This is a genomic window from Streptomyces sp. NPDC127595 (assembly GCF_042671685.1).
Classification (GTDB): Bacteria; Actinomycetota; Actinomycetes; order Streptomycetales; family Streptomycetaceae; genus Streptomyces.
This window is the reverse complement of the sequence record NZ_JBHXWK010000001.1, coordinates 120,753-138,420: the sequence shown is the minus strand read 5'-3', so window position 1 is coordinate 138,420 and position 17,668 is coordinate 120,753. Positions and strand designations below refer to the sequence as shown.

Genomic DNA, 17,668 nt, shown 5'->3' with positions numbered 1-17,668 from the left:
CCGTGTCACAGCGGAGCGGTCCAGGGGCCGTCGGACCTGGTCAGCCTGAACGCCGCGACGGTGACTGCCGCGAGCAGCACGGTGGCGAGCAGCAGGGGCAGAGCAGGGGCGCCGTGCAGAGCGGCGGCGGCGCCGACAATGGCACCGGCGAGCATGGCGAGCGCGGAGAGGGTCCGCCGTCCTGCCTTGCCGCCGCTGCCTCCGGCGGCCCGGCTGTCGGAGGCGATGCCGGTGATGGTGAGAGTCAGCACGGTCGTGGTGAGGTCGGGGACGGCCAGGGCTCGGGATGTGGCGTTCTGGACGCCCAGACCGAGCCCGAGGAGCGCGATCAGCCCGTAACGGACGGCTCCCGTGTAGGGGGTGTCGACGATCTGGGCGATGACGTACGCGGCCAGGATGAGGAGGGTCTCCACCAGCAGCGCCTGATGCAGCATCCGCCCGCGGTGGCGGGCCCGGTGGGCGATGCGGCCGCCGAGGAGGGCCCCGACCGCGAAGGTGCCGAGCGCCACCAGCGGGGCGGCAAGCGAGAATCCGGCGGCGCCCACGATGGCGAAGCCCAGGAAGACGACGTTACCGGTCATGTTGGCGACGAAGACATGCCCCAGCAGCAGATAGCTGAAGGCGTCCACCAGGCCGGTCACCACCGTCAGGGCGAGCATCAGTGGCGGGAGCGGGCCGTGCCGGTCCCTCATGTCGGGGACCACGGTGGCCCATGCTTCCCGCAGTGCGACAGCCATGACGGAGCTCCGTTCGCGAGGCCCGGGAGTGCGGTGTACTCCCGGTGGATCTCCTCCAGAGTCGGCCCGAAGCAGCCTGAGGTCCAACATATGGATACGCCCTCAGCGATCTGTCTCACCGATCAATCAGGCAGCCGGGGCTCGTCCACGACGTCCGTGTGGCGGTCCACGATGTCGAGGAACGCGGCGGCGGCCGGTGCCAGCCGCTTGCTGTCGTAGACCACGGAGACGTCGTGCACCGCTTTCTCGTCCGACAGGCGGAGCGCCCGGGCGCCTTCAGGGAGAACAGCCTGGGGGTACGGCCCGAGAGGGGATCCCGCCGCGAAGACGGACCAGCGCGGTACGACGGTGACGCCGACGCCGCGTGCGGCCAGCCGGACCATGTCGTACACCTGGCCGACCTCGAAGTGCCTGCCGGGTGCCACCCCGGCTCGGGCGAAGGCGGCCTCGACCTGGTGGCGCAGTCCGGTGCCGCGGGCGAACTGGATGAGCTGGTGGCCATCCGGCAGGTCGGCGAGGCCGATGACGTCCCGGTCCGCCAGCGGGTGGTCGTGCGGCACGATCACCATGAGCGGGTCGCTGCCCAGGAGCCGGTGGTCGAGGCCGTCCGGCACCTCGTGCGAGCCGAGGCCGACCACGGCGACGTCGAGACCGCCGGACAGGACGGCGGCGGTCAGCTCGGAGCTGGTGGCGTTGGCGACGTCGAAGTCGATGCCGGGATGGCGGGCGTGGTACTCGGCCATCACCTCGACCATGTCGATCGAGCCGGCCAGCGTCTGCACCAGCCCCAGCCGCAGCCGCCCGCGACGCAGCCCCGCCAGCGCGTCGACCGCGGCCTGCGCGTTGTCCACGTCGGCCAGGATGCGCCGGGCCAGCGGTTCGAGCAGCTCACCGGCGGCCGTCAGTCGCACCGAACGGCTGGTGCGGCTGAACAGCGCGGCGCCGACGGTCTTCTCCAGGCGGGCGATCTGCTGGCTGAGCGCGGACTGTGCGACGTAGCAGTTCGCGGCGGCCTGGGTGAAGTTGCGTGTCTCGGCGACGGCGAGGAAGTACTTCAGATGCCGCAGCTCCATCTCTCATGCCGATCGACTAGGAGTGAACGATGTGCCGGACCGATTCATTGTGGTGCTCTCACTCCGATTCCGCCCGTCGGACCTCTTCGAGTCCGTCGAGCAGCAGATCCAGGCCGAACCGGAACTCCTCGCGCAGCGGTACGGAGGTCAGTTCCTCGGCCCCGGCTGTCGTGGCTGGGTAGAGAGCCGGATCCAACGAGCGGTAGTAGTCCCGGAGTTGTGCCTCGTCCTCGGGGCGCGCGGCTCCCGGGCCGTGCTGCTGGACGGCGAAGCCGATCACGTAGTGGCCGATCGCGGTGAACGTGCGGGCGGCCAGGGCGACCGAGAACCCGTGGCTCAGGAGCAGTCCGAGGCTGCGCTCGCGGTTGAGGAGCCCGTTGGGGCCTACGGGGACCTGTGCCACCAGCAAGGGCAGTGCTCCGGGATGTCTGCACAGGGTTTCGTAGAAGGCCTCCGCGCCGGCTTCCGCGGCTTCGCGCCAGGTCGGACCGTCCGGCGCGGCAGGCGGAACGCATACGTCGACGAAGATCCGGTCGACCACATGGGCAAGCAGTTCGTCCTTGCCGCCGAAGTGCCGGTAGAGCGTGGCCGTGCCCGATTCCAGGGCGTCGGCGAGCATCCGGAGGGTCAGCGCCTGGACTCCGACCTCGTCGACGAGCTTCAGGGCCATATCGATGATCCGGCCGGTGTCCACGGGTGGACGCCCGCGACGGTAGGCGGGAGCGGGCGGGCGGCTCGCCCACCAGGCGGGGCTGCCGGGGACAGCAGGCACTACAGCAGGCACTACGTCAGGCACCACGTCAGGCACGACGTCAGGCACGACGTCAGGCACTTCTGAAGCCACGGAATTCTTCCCTCCCATCGAGTCGCCGAGGGCCACCGAGAGTCACCGGAGTGATCCAGCCGTTTACGGAGTCGACGTATCCAAAATAATCTTTTCGGTGCTAGCGTAGCCGTTATGCACTCCAGCACCGCTCCAAGACCGAATCCGGGCAGGATCAGGTGAACGCGACGCAGGCGGACCTCTCCCCCCTGGTACGGCTGGACAGGCTGGCGCCGGCCCTGGCCGTGGCCCTGCACGACGAGCGCTGGCTCCGCCTCGACGCGACGCTGCTGGCCGGCGGAAAGTCCAACCTCACGTTCGAGGTCACGAGTGAGGCCGGCTCGGTCGTCCTGCGCCGGCCTCCGTCCGGGGCGCTCCTGCCCCGCGCGCACGACATGGGACGCGAGGCACGGGTCCAGCGGGCGCTGCGGGACACGGCCGTCCCGGTCGCCGCCGTTCTCCTGGAGGACGTGGCCGGCGAACTGATCGGTGCGCCGTTCTACGTGATGGAGAAGGTGCCCGGGCACATCATCAGTGCCTCGTTCCCACCGGGGTACGCCGACACGGGCGCGGACCGTACCGCGCTCGCCGACGCTCTGGTCGACGTACTCGTCGCGCTGCACGCCGTCGACCCCGCCGAGGTCGGCCTCGCGGACTTCGGCAGGCCGGCGGGCTTCCTGGAGCGGCAGGTGCGTCGGTGGCAGGGGCAGTGGGCGAAGTCGAAGACGCGCGACGTTCCCGCACTCGACGAACTCGGCGCCGGTCTCGCGGCGGCGCTCGACAGGGTCGCCGTGCCGAGGTCCTCGATCGTGCACGGCGACTTCCGGCTCGACAACTGCCTGATGGACCTGGCCGATCCGGGCCGCGTCGCCGCCGTGCTCGACTGGGAGCTCTCCACACTCGGCGACCCCATGACGGATCTCGGACTGCTGTTGTTCTACTGGCGCGAGGCGGGCGAGAGCGTGTCACCGCTCACGCCGACCGTGACGACCGGAGCCGGTTTTCCGGACCGGGCCCACCTCGCGGAGCGCTACGCGGCGGCGACCGGTGCCCCCTTGGACCACCTCGCCTTCTACGAGGCCTTCGCCCACTTCAAGTTCGCCGTCATCGTGCAGGGGATCGCCGCCCGGGTCACCGCCGGAGCCATGGCGGGACAGGACTTCGGAAACCTCGACGCCGAGGTGGTCCGGTGCGCGGAAGAGGGCCTGGCACGGCTTGGACAGCAGGGACGCTGAGCGAGGGCATGGAGGACGGAGGGCGTGCGCCCGCGCGGGGACTTCGTACCGGAAACGACCCGCCCGGATGGAGTGTGCGTACGGGCTCCTAGTGGGCGGAGCGTGCCCGGTGCTCGGCGAGGATGTCGAGCCCGAAGTCGGAGGTCAGGTCCCGCCATACGGAGTGGGCGTGGTTGGCTCCGCGCTGGGTGTTGTCGTACTCGATGAGCACGTGGGGGCCTTGGACCCGGTAGTAGTGCGGCTCGCCGGCGTCCGTACCGCCCGCCCAGCCGAAGTACACCTCGTCGAGCACGGACTCGGTCGCGTAGTGCGCGGCGTACGCATCGGCGAGTGCCTGCGGAGCCCGGCCGGTGTACAGAGCGATCAGCCGCCGTAGACCCGCACGCTGGTCGGCGTCCATGTCGCGGGCGCTGAGCCCCTTCGGCGAGAGGGAGATCGCCAGAGCGGCATGGTCGCTCTCGGTGTAGCCGCTGCCTTCCTCCGCGCGCCGGTCGATGTCGTCGACGAGGTCCACGAGGCTCGGGTCGGCGAACTGTCCACGCCACAGGTCCTGCATATGCATCATGGTGTCGCCATGGGCGACGGTCGGCCTGTTGCCGGACACGATGTCGGACACGGCCCGTTCATGGAGCAACGCCTGCCGCCGCTGCCTCGCGCCGAGCGAGGAGATCAACTGCCGGGCGCCGTGCTCCAGTCCGTGCAGGGGGCGCAACGATCCGCCCAGGAGCACGGTCTCCGCGGGGTCGGCCCCCACGAAGCACGGCGTCGTCGACACGACTCTGCCCGCGACGATCAGGTTGTTCAGGGAAATGTGGTGGCCGCCGAATCGCCAGGCCCAGACCGGCTCCCCGGGCCGGCCGAAGAGCCTGAGCCAGTACAGCCCCGGGTCGCGGCCCCGCTGCCTGCCCCAGCTGACCTGCCAGCCTTCGACCTGGTCGAGGATGTTCTCCAGACCCATCACCGTCGCGACCGTGGCGAACCCCGCCTCGGACAGTCCGGACGCCACCAACTGCATGGCGAGGCTCTGCTGACGGGGCGTCTGGTCCCGGACGGCAAGACCGCCGTGATCGGTCGGCGTGTAGAACCACCTCAGGCGCTCGGCCTCCGCCCCCGGTGTCAGCGGGGAGCCGTGCTGGGCGACGGCCACCTGGTCCGGTGCGAGGGAGCCCAACCACGCCGCCGCCGCGGCGGTCATGGCGGCAGCCACCCGTTCGCGCCCCGCGGCCGTGGCACCGGGCACCGGCCGCGACGGGCTCTCAGGCGACACGAGACGGTTCCGTGTCCCCGGGCACCACGGGGTCCACGGACACCACAGCCCCAGGCACCACGCGGTCCACGGACACCACAACCCCAGGCACCACGCGACCCGCGGACACCACAACCCCAGACACCACGCGACCCGCGGACACCACAACCCCAGGCACCACGGGCTCCCCCGACGCCAGGCCCTCCAACACCACGGGCTCCCCCGACGCCAGGCTCTCCGACACCACCACGTCGTCGTCGCCGCCGGACACCACGTCTTCCGACACGTCCAGCATCACCTTGATGGCATTGCCTCTGCGTTCGGCGTAGGTGTCGAAGGCTTCCGCTATGTCCTCGAGACCGAAATGGTGTGTCACCAGCTCGGCGGTGCGGAGCCGGCCTCGGCCCGCCAGTGAGACCGCTCTGGCCACCGAGCCGGCCCCCTCGCCCCGCACTGTCTGGATGGTGATGCCGTTCATCACGGCATGGTTGAGGTCGGCCGTGACCGGCCGGTCGAAGAAGCCCACGAGCACGACCTTGCCGGACCGCCTGGCCATGCGCAGAGCGTCGTCGACCGCGCTCGGAGCGCCCGAGCATTCCAGGACGATGTCGGCGCCCAGTCCCCCGGTGACGTTACGGACCGCCGCGACAGCATCCTCGTCACGTGAGTTGACGATCAGGTCGGCGCCGAACTTCCTGCCGATCTCCAGCCGGGCATCCCGCGTCCCGGTCAACACGACCACCTCGGCCCCGAGTTCGCGGGCCACCTGCGCCCCCAGCAGTCCGATGGGGCCAGGACCGATCACCGCGACGCTCGCGCCGACGATCAGCGAGCCGAGTACATCGAGGGCGTGCATGACGGTGCCGACGGTGGTGAGGACCACCGCCGCGTCGAAGTCGACGGAGTCCGGAAGCCGGTACAGGGTGGACACATGGTTGAGCGCGTATTCGGCGAAGCCGCCGTTGACGGTCATCCCCTGCACCCGATGGCCCTTGCGGCTGTTCCCGTAGTTGAGGCAGTCGGTATACGCCCCGGCCAGGCAGTTGGCACACCGCATGCAGCCCCGGTGGGCCTCGGTGACCACGCGGTCGCCGATCTGGAACTCGTCGACGGCGCTCCCGACGGCCGCCACCACTCCCGCGTACTCGTGGCCGGGTACGAACTGATCGGAGGCGGGTTTGCCGTCGGCGAAGAACTTGTGGCTGCGAATCTTGAGGTCTGTTCCGCACAGCGATGCCCTTCGGACGTGTACGAGAACGTCCTCCGGTCCGACCTGCGGGAGGGGCAGCCTGCTGGTCCTGATGACCCCCGGGCCACCCAGCACCGCGGCCAGCATTGTCTCCGGCAACGACATGACGTGGCTCCCTTCGTGCCCCGGCGGGCATCACGGCTCTTGCCCCGGCGGGCATACCCGCAAGTCTTTGCGGGCCGGGCATTCCTGTCCAAGAGGATTCTTTGCCGACTCGTATAGACAGCGCCTATACAAGTCGCATAGGCACTTCCTATCGGCGGTGGGGAAAATTCTTATTGGTACCCGCACTGCCGCTGTGCCACAGTCGCCGAATCAGGCATTCGCGAGCGAACGGGAAACTGGTTCGCCATGTGAGGAGCAGCGCTGTGGATCTGGGGATTGCCGGCAGGACCGCGCTTGTGCTGGGCGGAGGCGGCGGCATCGGAGGCGCGATCGCCCAGATGCTGGCGGAGGAGGGTGCCAAGGTGGCGGTCGCGGACATCAACGCCGAAGCCGCCGAACTGCGGGCCGAGTCCATCATCAACGCGGGCGGACAGGCATTGGCCCTGGGATGGGACATCGGGGAACTCAGCGCCATCGAGGGAAACACGAGAGCGATCGAGGAGTCCCTCGGCCCCGTCGACATCCTTGTGAACAACACGGGCGGACCGCCACCGTCACCCGTTCTCGGCCAGGATCCCACGGTCTGGATCAACTACTTCCAGTCCATGGTCCTCTCGGTGATCGCCATCACCGACAGTGTCGTACCCGGCATGAGGAGCCGGGGCTGGGGGCGCGTCATCACCAGCACCAGCTCCGGTGTCGTCGCGCCCATCCCGAACCTGGGCCTGTCGAACGCCCTCCGCGCCGGCCTTCTCGGCTGGTCCAAGACGCTGGCCCGGGAGGTCGCCGCCGACGGTGTGACGTGCAACGTCGTCGTGCCGGGGCGAATAGGGACACAGCGAACCGAATTTCTTGACCGGGCCAAGGCCGAGCGCGAGGGAAAGACCGTCGAACAGATCTCGGCGGCAAGCCTCGCGACAATTCCGGCGGGCCGCTACGGAAATCCACGTGAATACGCCTCCATGGTCACCTTTCTCGCGAGCGCCCCGGCCTCCTATGTGACCGGCTCGCTGGTGCGGGTCGACGGTGGCCTCATTGCGAGCCTTTGATCCTCAGTACACTGCCGTAAGGGAGTTCGGACCATGGTGATGCTGACCCGCGAGACGAAAGGGGTTTTCGCCATTGTGCCGACCCCTTTCGACAGCGAAGGAAGCGTCGACTTCGACTCGCTCAGTCGACTTGTGAACTTCTATGAATCGGCCGGTGTATCCGGTCTGACGCTGCTCGGGCAGATGGGCGAGGCGCCCAAACTGACTCACGGCGAAGCGGTACGGATAGTCACCCATGTCCTGAAAAGGACCACGCTTCCCGTCGTTGTCGGAGTGTCCGCACCCGGATACGCGGCCATGGGCACCCTCACCTCGGATGTCATGGCGGCCGGAGCGGCCGGCGTCATGGCTGCCCCGCCGAACACCCTGCGAACCGACGACCAGATCGTTTCCTATTACCAAGGGATCACCGAGGAAATCGGCGGGGAAGTGCCGCTGGTGATCCAGGATTACCCGCTGTCCTTCTCCGTCGTCATGACCCCCTCGGTCATCGCGCGCATCGCACGCAACGCACCGGGTTGCGTCATGCTCAAGCACGAGGACTGGCCGGGCCTGGAAAAGATCAGTGCCCTACGACGGCTCGAAGCTGCCGGGGACATGCCGCGGCTGTCGATCCTGTGCGGCAACGGCGGGCTCTTCCTGGACTTCGAGACCGAGCGTGGCGCGGACGGTGCGATGACGGGTTACTGCTTCCCCGAAATGCTCGTGGAAGTGGTCGAGCGCACGGCGGCGGGAGACCGCGATTCCGCTCACGACATCTTCGACGCACACCTGCCGCTGCTGCGATACGAACAGCAGCCGGGAATCGGTCTGGCGGTGCGCAAATACGTCATGAGGCGGCGCGGTCTGCTCGCATCCGACGCCCAGCGCAGCCCGGCACCGGCTCTGTCGCCCAAAGCCCGGGAAGAGGTGGACTATCTGCTGGCACGGCTGGCCCGCCAGGACAGCAGCATCTCCGTCGCGGGATAACCGGACAGGGGCAACCGCAGTTCAAAGGCTCGCTGACCAGGCTGCTCGCGCAGCAGATCGGCAGGCCGATGACCGCACATCACCGCGGTCGCGGCTGTTCCGGGCAGGCCTGGTGTCAGGTAGCTTGACGGCATGCAGCTGCGCCAGCTGGAATACTTCCTCGCCATCTGGGAGAGCGGCTCGTTCAGCGGAGCCGCAACCAGGCTTTACGTCACCCAGCCGTCGTTGTCGCAGCAGATCCGCATTCTGGAGAAGGAACTCGGCTCCGCGCTCCTCGAACGGGGCCGTCATGGCGTAACCCTGACTCCTGCGGGCCGGGCCTTCCTGCCCCAGGCGCAACGCGTGGTCCAGGCCGCACAGGATGCCAAGGACGCCGTCCGCCAGGTGACCGAAGGCCGCAGGGGCGATGTGCATGTGCTGACCGTGAGGTCGGTGGCCTCAGGTGTGCTGCCCCCGTCCGCCGCCCGGTGGCACTCCCTGTTCCCCACGACGGTCCTCCGCCTGCACGACTTCTCGCACCGCCGTGACCTCGAGGAGGCCGCTCGCGGCGGGCAGGGTGACCTGGCCGTCGGGCCACGGCCACCGGCCTGGGAGGGACCGGCCGTCTCGCTCGGTTACGAGCAGATGGTGGTCGTCGGACCGGACGAACACGAGAGTGGCGCGGCCGCGGAGCCGGCTGAACTCGCGTCGGCCGACTGGGTGCTGTACGAGCCCGAGCAGGGCATGAGCGAGGTCGTCGACTGGGTGACGGCCGGTCTCGGCTTCGCTCCTCGGGCGGTGGCTCGGACCGGCCAGGTGTCCGCGGCCCTGCAGTTCGCCATCGAGGGCATCGGAATGGCGGTGGCTCCGGAGAACGCGGTGCCCAGTGCCTGGTCGAAGCATGCGCGGCGGATCGGCTCCGGCTATTTCCGCGAACTCGTGGCCTTCAGCCGCAAGCAGCCTTCCCGGCTGGCGGAGGAGTACCGCGACATGCTCACTTCGGCGCAGCTGCCGCTGGTTGCCGGACGCGACCTGCCGCCGGACGCGCTCTGCTGCTGAGTTGTCCCCAAAGCCGAGCTGCCCCTGATCACCGGACACGTTCTACTGCTGAGCAGCCGCCCCGAAGGCGGCCGTCGCGGCTTGTCACCTCGCCTTCCTGACGCGCTCCAGACCGTCCAGGAGAAGGTCGAGTCCGAACCGGAACTCCTCGCGCAGAGGGACACCGGTGAGTTCCTCCGCGGCGGCTGCCGTGGCCGGGTAGGCCGCCGGGTCGAGGGAACGGTAGAAATCGAGCAGCTGCGGCCCGTCTTCGGGGCGCGCTGCTCCCGGCCCGTGCTGCTGGATGGCGAAGCCGATCACGTAGTGGCCGATCGCGGTGAACGCGCGGGCGGCGAGGTCGACGGGGAAGCCGAAGGCAAGGAGGAGTCCGATGATGAGCTCCCGGTTGCGCAGACCGTTCGGACCGACGGGAACCTGCTCCACCAGCAGCGGAAGCGCATTGGGATGCCTGCACAGGGTGTCGTAGAAAGCCTCGGCTCCGACCACGGTGGCTTCTCGCCAGTTCAGCCCCTCCAGTGACGCCGGGTCCACCCGTACGTCACCCAGGATCCGGTCCACCACATGGACCAGGAGCTCGTCCTTGCTGGCGAAGTGCCGGTAGAGAGTGGCCGTACCCGACCCCAGAGCGTCGGCCAGCATCCGCAGGGTCAGCGTCTGGATCCCCACTTCGTCGACGAGTTTCAGCGCCATGTCGACGATCTTGCCCACGTCCGCCGGGGGCCTCCCCCGGCGGTGGACCGGGACCGGCGGGCGGCTCGCCCACCAGGCCGGACTGCCCGGAACGGCAGCTGCCTCTACGGCCATGAAAGCTTCCCTCATCTCTCCACACGATCTCGACCACGATTACGGAGTCCGCGTAGCCGTAACGCACTTTTCGGTGCTAGCGTAGCCGTTATGACCTCCAGCACCACACCCACGATTCCGAGTCACATGCGCTCGGCCCAGGCCGAACGGTTCGGCGCAGCCAAGGACGTCTTCCAAGTGGTCGACGACGCGCCGACCCCCACGCCTGGGGTGGACGAAGTTCTTGTACGCCAGCGGGCCACCTCGGTCAATCCGATCGACTGCCGCAGACGGGGCGGGTACGGCCAGAAGCTGATGAGACTGCGTGGACTCACCGGGTTTCCGCTCGTCCTGGGCAATGACGTCTCCGGGGATGTCGTCGCGGTCGGCTCCGGTGTCACCGGCCTGAAGACCGGGGACGCCGTTTTCGGCGCCAAGCGACCCGCGCCGCAGGGCACGTACACCGAATACTGCGTCGTCAAGGCCGACGATGTCGTGGCCAAGCCGGCCGGCCTGTCCTACCGCGAAGCCGCCGCGCTGCCCTACGCCTTCCTGTCCGCGTGGGCCGCGCTGAAGGATGCCGGGTTCAGTCCGGAGAACGCTGCCGGAAAGCGGGTGTTCCTCCAGGGCGGGTCGGGTGGCACGGGTGTGGTCACCCTGCAGATCTGCAAGGCGCTGGGCGCCCATGTGGCCACCACGGCCGGACCCGCGGGCATCGAACTGTGCGAGAGCCTCGGCGCGGACCAGGTGATCAACTACCGGACGCAGGACTTCGCGGAGCAGCTGCGCGACTTCGACTTCGCCATCTGCCTGGCCGACGACGCCGAGGAGCGCAAGATGCTCGGCATCCTGCGCCGCGGTCCCGGCGCCGGTTACGGCACGCTCGTGCATCCCCTGATGCGCTTCGTCGACGAGCGAGGCCTGTTCCTCGGTGGCGTTCAGGCCGTCGCGACCCTCCTTGGCCGGCGCCTTCGTGAGGCGCTCCAGCGCCGGAATTACGGCTGGAGCCTGTTCGGTCCCGACCGCGCCGCACTGGAGCTGCTGGCCCGCCTCGCCGCCGAGGGCAAGGTGCGCGCCGTCATCGACCAGACGTACCCGCTGACCGAGATCGCGGCGGCTCAGGAGTACGTCGAGCGCGGACGTTCTAAGGGGAAAGTCGTTGTCGACATCGCGTGATCACGTACTGATCGTCGGAGGAGGCGTCGGTGGCCTGACCACCGCAGTGGCCCTTCAGCGGCGCGGCATCCCCTGGACACTCATCGAGGCGGCGCCCCGTCCCACGGCGATCAACACGAGCATCCTCCTGCAGCCCAACACCGTGCAGGTGCTCACCGAGTTGAACCTCGGCCGCCAGGTGACCGAGAAGGGGCGGCGGGTCACCCACACCTCGATCATGTCGGTAGCCGGGAAGGTCCTCACCGAGGTGCGGGCCGAGGACGTGGAGGGGGCCGTCGGCTCCCCCGCCGTCGGAATCCACCGCGCCGACCTCCATGAGGTGCTCCTCTCCGAGCTCGACGACACCAACCTGCTCACCGGTGACCCCGTGATCGGATTCGAGACGGACGCCGGCGGAGTGACGGTGCACCTGCGCTCCGGCGAGCGGGTGCGCGGGCGCGGACTGGTGGGAGCGGACGGGATCGACTCCCTGATCCGGGCGCGTCTGCACGGCGACCCGCCGGCCGTGGGCTCGGGCACGAGCTGCCTGCGCGGGGTCACCGAGGTGTCGGCGGACCGGCCCGACGAGGTTCTCGAATGGTGGGGCTACCGCCTGCAGTTCGGGATCATTCCGCTGCGCGACGGACGCAGCTCCTGGTTCGCGCTGATCCCCACGCCGCCGCACCCGGTGCGGGATCCGGCGGACCGTCTCACGTTCTATCAAAAGCTCTACCGCGAATTCCCCGCTCAGGCACGGGACTTGCTGGCGGCGACCGAGCCGAAGGACACCATCGAGGTCGAGCTGCGGCAGCGAGAGTGGCGCGGCGGCTCCGGCATCGTGACCCTGCTGGGCGACGCCTCGCATCCGATGCTGCCCAACCTCGGACAGGGAGCCGGTCAGGCCATCGAGGATGCCGCGGTGGTGGCACGCCGGCTGGCGGGGACCGCTTCGGTGGCCGACGCCTTCCGGGCCTTCGAAGCAGAACGCCGTGCGCGGGTCCAGTGGATCCAGCGCCAGGCGGTCCGCATGAACCAGCTCGCTTCTGTGCCCTCAGGACCGCTCAGCACCGCGCGGGACGCCGTGCTCCGTGGCCTGCCTGCCCGCATTGAGCACACCTCGGTGATGCGCATGTTCGACGGAGCCCACACATGACAGCTTCCGAGACCCACCGCGAACCCTATGCCGACGAGGAATCCCGCTTCACCTGGATCGACGGGGTGCGGGTGCACTTCAAACGAGAGGGCAGCGGTCCCCCGCTCCTCCTGCTGCACGGCAGCGGTTCCTCTCTTCAGGCCTTCGACCCCATCGTCGCCGACCTCAAGAACTCCTGTGAGGTCATCAGGCTCGACCTGCCGGCCTTCGGCCTGACCGGCCCCCGCCCCGACCGGGACTACCGCATCGAGGCCTACGTCTCCTTCGTCGCGGAGTTCCTCGCCGGGCTGGGCCTCGACAAGGTGAACGTGGCCGGCAATTCGCTGGGCGGAAACATCGCCTGGAACCTGGCGGTCGAGCACCCGCAGCTGGTGCAACGGCTGATCCTGATGAACGCCACCGGATATCCCGAGAAGTCCCTGCCGACGGCGCTGAAGATGGCCCGTAACCCCCTGCTGCGCCCGCTGCTTCGCCGGTGGGCCCCGAGCGGGGCGGCCGAGCAGAACCTGCGTTCCTCCGTCGGCCCGCTCATGGTCGTGGACCAGGCTCTGATCGACCGGGTCACGGCGATGATGAACCGGCCGGGCAACCGGTCCGCCTTCATCGACTTCGCCAACACCGACCAGACGGACCGCTCCGGCCACATCGCGGAGATCGCCGCCCCGACCTTGGTCCTGCGCGGTGACCTGATCGACGGCCAGCACTTCCACCGGGACATCCCCGACAGTCACGAAGTGGTCCTCGCGGGTGTCGGGCACCTCATGCCCGAGGAAGCCCCCGCGGAGGTCGCCGAAGCCATCCGCTCGCATCTCGGGCTCTCCTCCTCGACCACCCGGGAATAGGTCCCTCACCCGCTCAGGAATGAGCCCCGCACTTCCTCAGGAAAGAGTCCCGCACCCTTCCAGGAATTGAGTTCCGCCATGCCCAAGATCTACCGAGCCAGGGGCGAGAACCTCCCCCTGAACCCGGACACCCGCAGCCGCCTGCGGGGAAGCTTCATCGAGCTGTCCGACGGCATCACGCACTACGAACTCACCGGACCCGACGACGGTGAACTGGTCTTCCTCCTCGGGGGCCTCACCGTCCCGCTGTTCTACTGGGACGGCGTCGTCGGGCATCTGCACCGCCGCGGGCTGCGGACCCTCACCTACAGCGCCTACGGCCGCGGCTACTCGGACCGCGTCGCGGGGCCCTACGACCGTGAACTGTTCGTGCGGCAGGCACACGACCTGGTCAAGGCGCTCGACGTACCGGAGTCCTGGCACACCGTCGGTTCCTCCATGGGCGCGCTCACCGCTCTGGGCCTGCTGCAGCGCACCCACGAACAGACGAAAACGCTGACCCTGCTGGGCCCGGCGGGATTCACCGAGGGCGACGCCCCGCCCGTACAGCTGGCCACCAAGCCGACCATCGGCCCGTTCCTCGGCAAGAACCTGGGCCAACTCCTGCTGCGCGCGCACCTGTCGCACAACGTCCGCACCCCCGCACAGGTGCGAGCCCTCACCGACATGGTGTGCGACACCTACCGCTGCGAGGGCTCGATGTACGCCCTCCTGTCCACTCTGCGCGACTACGCCTTCCACCGCCAGCACGACCTCTACCGGCAGGCCGGGGCTCTCGGGACGCCCACCCTGCTCCTGTGGGGCGAGGAGGACAAGGTCACCCCGATCAGCAGACTGCCTGAGGTCAAGGCCCTGTTGAACCCGCAGCTCACTCAAGTCATCGCCGGGTGCGGGCACATGGTGCCCTTCGAGTACCCGGAGAAGACCGCGGTCGAAATGGCCGACTTCTTCGCAGGGATGAAGCGCCCGCTCACCCCATGACAGAACGAGGAACAGCATGGAGAACACAACGATGTGCGCTCTGATGCAGCAGACCATCTCCGATCACGGGGACTCGGTGGCGCTGCGGGACGCCGGCAACAAGTCGGTACTGACCTGGCGCGAATACGGGGAACGCGTCGAGGCAGTGGCTCGCGGGCTGGCCGCCCGAGGGATCGAGCGGGGCGACACCGTGGCACTGATGCTCACCAACCGGCCCGAGTTCCACATGGTCGACGCGGCCGTCATGCACCTGGGAGCCATCCCCTTCTCGGTCTACAACACCAGCAGCACTGAGCAGATCTCGTATCTGTTCGCCAATGCCGGCAACCGGCTCGTGGTGTGCGAGGAGCAGTTTCTGAGCACCGTCCGGGCGGCCGCCGAGGGCTCGTCCGTCGAGGCGATCGTGTGCGTGGACATCGATGCGGCCGCAGCCGCGGCGGGCAAGGATGCCGGCCCGGTGGTCCTGTCGCTGGCCGCCTTGGAGACGTCGGGCACCGACGACTTCGACTTCCACGGAGCCTGGTCCAGCGTGTCCCCACAGGACGTGCTCACCCTGATCTACACCTCGGGAACCACCGGTCCGCCCAAGGGCGTTGAGCTCACCCACGCCAACCTCATCTATGTGCTGAGGCAGCTTCCCGTGGTGCTGGCCGAATCCACCGGCGGTCGCGTCATCTCGTATCTGCCGGACGCGCATATCGTCAACCGGTTCAGTGCCCACTACGCACCCATGATGTTCCACACCACCACGGTCACCCTCAACGAACCCAAGCGGCTGCTGGAGGTCCTGCAGCAGGTGCGCCCGACCGAGTTCGTCGGCGTACCGATGCTGTGGTACCGCTTCATCGGGTCGATCCAGGCCGGCCTGGATCAGCAGTCGGGGGTCAAGGGAGCGCTCGCCCGCTGGGCCCTGCGTACCGGCACGGCCCGGGCCCGGGCCACCTCGCTGGGGCGCGGAACCCCGCTCAGGGCCCGGCTCCCCGAGCTGCTGGCGGACCGCCTTGTGCTCGCCAGGATCCGTGGGCAGATCGGGCTGGACCAGGCGGTCAGTGTCGTCACCGGTTCCGCCCCGCTGGACCAGGACGCGATGGTCTTCCTCTACGCGCTTGGCCTGCCGATCAGCGAGGCCTGGGGCATGTCCGAGACCACCGGTGTCACCACCCTCAACACCGCGTCGAAGCCGCGCCTGGGCACCGTCGGAACTCCCCTGCCGGGCACGGAGATCCAGGTCGCCGAGGACGGCGAGATCCTGGTCCGCACCCCCGCACTCATGAAGGGGTACCGCGGTGACCCCGCCAGGACGTCGGAGACCATCGACTCCGACGGCTGGATCCACACCGGGGACGTCGGCAGCGTCGACGCGGACGGTTACGTGACCATCGTCGACCGCAAGAAAGAACTGATCATCAACGCCTCGGGCAAGAACATGTCGCCCGCCAATATCGAGAACATTCTGCAGACCGCCTGCCCGCTCGTCGCGGCCGCCGTCGCGATAGGCGACCGTCGTCCCCATGTCAGCGCGCTGCTGGTCCTCGACGCGGAAGCCGCCAAGGCCTTCGCGGATCAGCGGGGCCTGGCCGACACGTCCGTCGCCGCTCTGGCAGCGTCCCCGGAGGTAAAGGCCGCCGTTCAGCAGGGTGTTGACGCCGCCAACGCGCGTCTCTCCCGTGTCGAGCACATCCGCTCGTGGACCATCCTGCCGCACGCCTGGGAACCGGGCGGCGACGAGCTGACGCCCACCCTGAAGCTCAAGCGCCGCTCCATCATCGCCAAGTACGCCGCCGAGATCGAGGGGCTGTACAAGGCAGGTGCCTAGCGGGCGTTGACAGGACGGCGGGCCGGGAGAGCGATAAACCGCTCTCCCGGCCCGCCGTCCTGGTCCCTGGGTGTCTCGGTCAGAGGTGGGGGAAGATCTCGGTGTATCCGACGCCGGCCACGGACGAGCCGCCGATGTTGCCGCTCACGGATACGGAGCCTTCCCAGTAGGCGAGGCCCTGGGTGGACAGGAGGTCGACCTCCTGATTGACCAGGTTCGGGGTGATGGTCAGACTCCCGCCGGGCACGGTCACCTTCCATCCGGAGCTGTAGGTGATACCCGACGTGGGGCTGGTCCATGAGCCCGTGGCCGTGTCAGTGACCTTGGAGGGATCCAGGTTCGTGGTCCGGCCGAAGGAGTCGACCAGGGTGCCGATGGTCTCGACGATCGCCCCGTCCCGGTCGCGGACGAAGTACAGCATGTACTGCTTCCCGTTGGTCAGCTGGACGCTGAACCAGTCCCAGCCTGCGCCGGTCTCGAAGTCGAACGCACCCCACTGGTGGTCCGACCACGAAAGCCCGGTGACCTTCACCGGAACACCGTGGTCGACGATCGTCCCGTTGGCTTGCAGGGACGTCCATGAGTAGTACTTCGAGGTACCCAGCGGCCCGTACGGGATGTTCCCGCGGTCGCCGTGCAACGCGGCCGGCTTCGTGGTCTGGAGCTGGAGGTCCAGCGCGTAGTCGGGCAGGGCAGCATGCAGCTTGCTCTTGCCGGATCCTCCGCTCATCGTCCATTCGCCGGTGTGCAGCGAGAAGCTGCCGGGGGTGCTGGGGACCGGATAGGAGTCCTGCCTGCCGTCGTACTGGAACGTTCCCCTGGTGAGATCGGTGATGGCGAAGTGCCCGAAGTACACGGGCTCCGGCGCCAGTTCGAGGAACTGGAAGACCACCTGCTCGAATCCGTAGCAGTGCACGCGCCCGGCCGCGTCCACGCCCGAGAGGTGCCCGACGTAGTACCACCACTCGTCCGGATCCTGGTGGGGAGCCTCGTCCCTGGGGATCTGGACGCTGCTCACTCGGTCCCGCGTGGCAGTGGACGATGTCGACGATGTGGACGCCTGGCCCGGCGCGGCCGAGCCCGTGCAGGTGCTCGCGGTTCCAGTGCTGTCGGTCGCGGCCTGCACCGGCCCGGTCGCGGTGACCTGCAAGGCCAGAGCGACCACCGCACAGACCGCGAGCCAGGGTGTGACAAGACGAGCACGTACTCCCATGGGTTGCCACCATCCGTAATCGGCTACAGTGAGCCCGGTGCGGGAACACTGTTGCCATGGACAGTAGGAGTGGCCCAGGGCCCGGTCAACCCTTCGCGCACGCCCGAAGGGAAATGGAAAATCCACCCAACTGAGAAGCGGGAAAAGGGGTTTGCGGGCGACCGCGTCGGCCTCGGGTGCAACGGTCCAGGGCAGGCGCAT

General features: G+C 68.6%; 16 protein-coding genes. 9 read left to right on the top strand and 7 right to left on the bottom strand.

Annotated elements, in window-relative coordinates; genetic code table 11:
• Window positions 1-5: 5 nt before the first annotated feature.
• From ACFVKT_RS00610 to ACFVKT_RS00600, 3 genes are all read right to left on the bottom strand, one after another.
• A complete protein-coding gene (locus tag ACFVKT_RS00610; RefSeq protein ID WP_385726072.1) occupies window positions 6-737 on the bottom strand; it encodes a YoaK family protein in 732 nt (243 codons plus the stop codon).
• A gap of 122 nt (window positions 738-859) precedes the next feature.
• On the bottom strand, window positions 860-1,810 hold the full coding sequence (locus tag ACFVKT_RS00605) for a LysR family transcriptional regulator (RefSeq protein WP_385726070.1): 951 nt from the start codon (window positions 1,808-1,810) through the stop codon (window positions 860-862).
• 58 nt (window positions 1,811-1,868) lie between these two features.
• Entirely contained in the window at window positions 1,869-2,504 is a 636-nt protein-coding gene (locus ACFVKT_RS00600; RefSeq protein ID WP_385726068.1) for a TetR/AcrR family transcriptional regulator, read from the bottom strand.
• 308 nt (window positions 2,505-2,812) lie between these two features.
• On the opposite strand from ACFVKT_RS00600, the gene ACFVKT_RS00595 reads away from it, so the two are divergent.
• A complete protein-coding gene (locus ACFVKT_RS00595; RefSeq protein ID WP_385726066.1) occupies window positions 2,813-3,868 on the top strand; it encodes a phosphotransferase family protein in 1,056 nt (351 codons plus the stop codon).
• Between the two features lie 88 nt (window positions 3,869-3,956).
• Here ACFVKT_RS00595 and ACFVKT_RS00590 read toward each other — a convergent pair whose 3' ends face one another.
• Together ACFVKT_RS00590 and ACFVKT_RS00585 are read right to left on the bottom strand one after the other, a co-directional pair.
• Complete coding sequence (locus tag ACFVKT_RS00590) at window positions 3,957-5,135, bottom strand: DUF3500 domain-containing protein (protein WP_385726065.1); 1,179 nt, start codon at window positions 5,133-5,135, stop codon at window positions 3,957-3,959.
• Window positions 5,125-6,468, bottom strand: coding sequence for a zinc-binding dehydrogenase (locus ACFVKT_RS00585; protein ID WP_385726063.1), 1,344 nt, complete (start codon window positions 6,466-6,468; stop codon window positions 5,125-5,127). Before ACFVKT_RS00585 ends, ACFVKT_RS00590 begins: the two co-directional genes overlap by 11 nt.
• A 263-nt stretch (window positions 6,469-6,731) precedes the next feature.
• Between ACFVKT_RS00585 and ACFVKT_RS00580 the strand changes: the two genes are divergently transcribed.
• The 3 genes from ACFVKT_RS00580 (at window position 6,732) to ACFVKT_RS00570 (ending at window position 9,524) form a co-directional block, all read left to right on the top strand.
• On the top strand, window positions 6,732-7,517 hold the full coding sequence (locus tag ACFVKT_RS00580) for an SDR family oxidoreductase (protein WP_385726061.1): 786 nt from the start codon (window positions 6,732-6,734) through the stop codon (window positions 7,515-7,517).
• 33 nt (window positions 7,518-7,550) lie between these two features.
• A complete protein-coding gene (locus tag ACFVKT_RS00575) occupies window positions 7,551-8,486 on the top strand; it encodes a dihydrodipicolinate synthase family protein (RefSeq protein WP_385726059.1) in 936 nt (311 codons plus the stop codon).
• Window positions 8,487-8,618: 132 nt separating this feature from the next.
• On the top strand, window positions 8,619-9,524 hold the full coding sequence (locus ACFVKT_RS00570) for a LysR family transcriptional regulator (protein ID WP_385726057.1): 906 nt from the start codon (window positions 8,619-8,621) through the stop codon (window positions 9,522-9,524).
• An 84-nt stretch (window positions 9,525-9,608) separates the two neighbouring features.
• Here ACFVKT_RS00570 and ACFVKT_RS00565 read toward each other — a convergent pair whose 3' ends face one another.
• Window positions 9,609-10,328: a TetR/AcrR family transcriptional regulator gene (locus ACFVKT_RS00565; protein ID WP_385726055.1), complete on the bottom strand. Its 720-nt coding sequence runs from the start codon at window positions 10,326-10,328 to the stop codon at window positions 9,609-9,611.
• A gap of 90 nt (window positions 10,329-10,418) precedes the next feature.
• On the opposite strand from ACFVKT_RS00565, the gene ACFVKT_RS00560 reads away from it, so the two are divergent.
• The 5 genes from ACFVKT_RS00560 (at window position 10,419) to ACFVKT_RS00540 (ending at window position 16,254) form a co-directional block, all read left to right on the top strand.
• On the top strand, window positions 10,419-11,483 hold the full coding sequence (locus tag ACFVKT_RS00560) for a zinc-binding dehydrogenase (protein ID WP_385726053.1): 1,065 nt from the start codon (window positions 10,419-10,421) through the stop codon (window positions 11,481-11,483).
• Window positions 11,467-12,615, top strand: coding sequence for an FAD-dependent monooxygenase (locus ACFVKT_RS00555; protein ID WP_385726051.1), 1,149 nt, complete (start codon window positions 11,467-11,469; stop codon window positions 12,613-12,615). Before ACFVKT_RS00560 ends, ACFVKT_RS00555 begins: the two co-directional genes overlap by 17 nt.
• Window positions 12,612-13,457: an alpha/beta fold hydrolase gene (locus ACFVKT_RS00550; protein WP_385726049.1), complete on the top strand. Its 846-nt coding sequence runs from the start codon at window positions 12,612-12,614 to the stop codon at window positions 13,455-13,457. The genes ACFVKT_RS00555 and ACFVKT_RS00550 overlap by 4 nt, the downstream gene beginning before the upstream one ends.
• A gap of 78 nt (window positions 13,458-13,535) precedes the next feature.
• Complete coding sequence (locus ACFVKT_RS00545) at window positions 13,536-14,438, top strand: alpha/beta fold hydrolase (RefSeq protein WP_385726047.1); 903 nt, start codon at window positions 13,536-13,538, stop codon at window positions 14,436-14,438.
• Window positions 14,439-14,454: 16 nt separating this feature from the next.
• Entirely contained in the window at window positions 14,455-16,254 is a 1,800-nt protein-coding gene (locus ACFVKT_RS00540) for an AMP-dependent synthetase/ligase (protein WP_385726046.1), read from the top strand.
• 79 nt (window positions 16,255-16,333) lie between these two features.
• On the opposite strand, the gene ACFVKT_RS00535 is transcribed toward ACFVKT_RS00540, so the two are convergent.
• The gene (locus ACFVKT_RS00535) at window positions 16,334-17,467 is read right to left on the bottom strand and encodes a lipocalin family protein (protein ID WP_385726044.1); all 1,134 of its coding nucleotides are present in this window, start codon (window positions 17,465-17,467) and stop codon (window positions 16,334-16,336) included.
• Between the last annotated feature and the right edge of the window lie 201 nt (window positions 17,468-17,668).

Bases quoted from the DNA above. Each gene is read 5' to 3' on its own strand.
- ACFVKT_RS00585 (WP_385726063.1), bottom strand. From the start codon at position 6,468: ATGTCGTTGCCGGAGACAATGCTGGCCGCGGTGCTGGGTGGCCCGGGG.
- ACFVKT_RS00565 (WP_385726055.1), bottom strand. From the start codon at position 10,328: ATGGCCGTAGAGGCAGCTGCCGTTCCGGGCAGTCCGGCCTGGTGGGCG.
- ACFVKT_RS00535 (WP_385726044.1), bottom strand. From the start codon at position 17,467: ATGGGAGTACGTGCTCGTCTTGTCACACCCTGGCTCGCGGTCTGTGCG.
- ACFVKT_RS00560 (WP_385726053.1), top strand. From the start codon at position 10,419: ATGACCTCCAGCACCACACCCACGATTCCGAGTCACATGCGCTCGGCC.
- ACFVKT_RS00570 (WP_385726057.1), top strand. From the start codon at position 8,619: ATGCAGCTGCGCCAGCTGGAATACTTCCTCGCCATCTGGGAGAGCGGC.
- ACFVKT_RS00575 (WP_385726059.1), top strand. From the start codon at position 7,551: ATGGTGATGCTGACCCGCGAGACGAAAGGGGTTTTCGCCATTGTGCCG.
- ACFVKT_RS00550 (WP_385726049.1), top strand. From the start codon at position 12,612: ATGACAGCTTCCGAGACCCACCGCGAACCCTATGCCGACGAGGAATCC.
- ACFVKT_RS00540 (WP_385726046.1), top strand. From the start codon at position 14,455: ATGGAGAACACAACGATGTGCGCTCTGATGCAGCAGACCATCTCCGAT.
- ACFVKT_RS00605 (WP_385726070.1), bottom strand. From the start codon at position 1,810: ATGGAGCTGCGGCATCTGAAGTACTTCCTCGCCGTCGCCGAGACACGC.
- ACFVKT_RS00545 (WP_385726047.1), top strand. From the start codon at position 13,536: ATGCCCAAGATCTACCGAGCCAGGGGCGAGAACCTCCCCCTGAACCCG.
- ACFVKT_RS00610 (WP_385726072.1), bottom strand. From the start codon at position 737: ATGGCTGTCGCACTGCGGGAAGCATGGGCCACCGTGGTCCCCGACATG.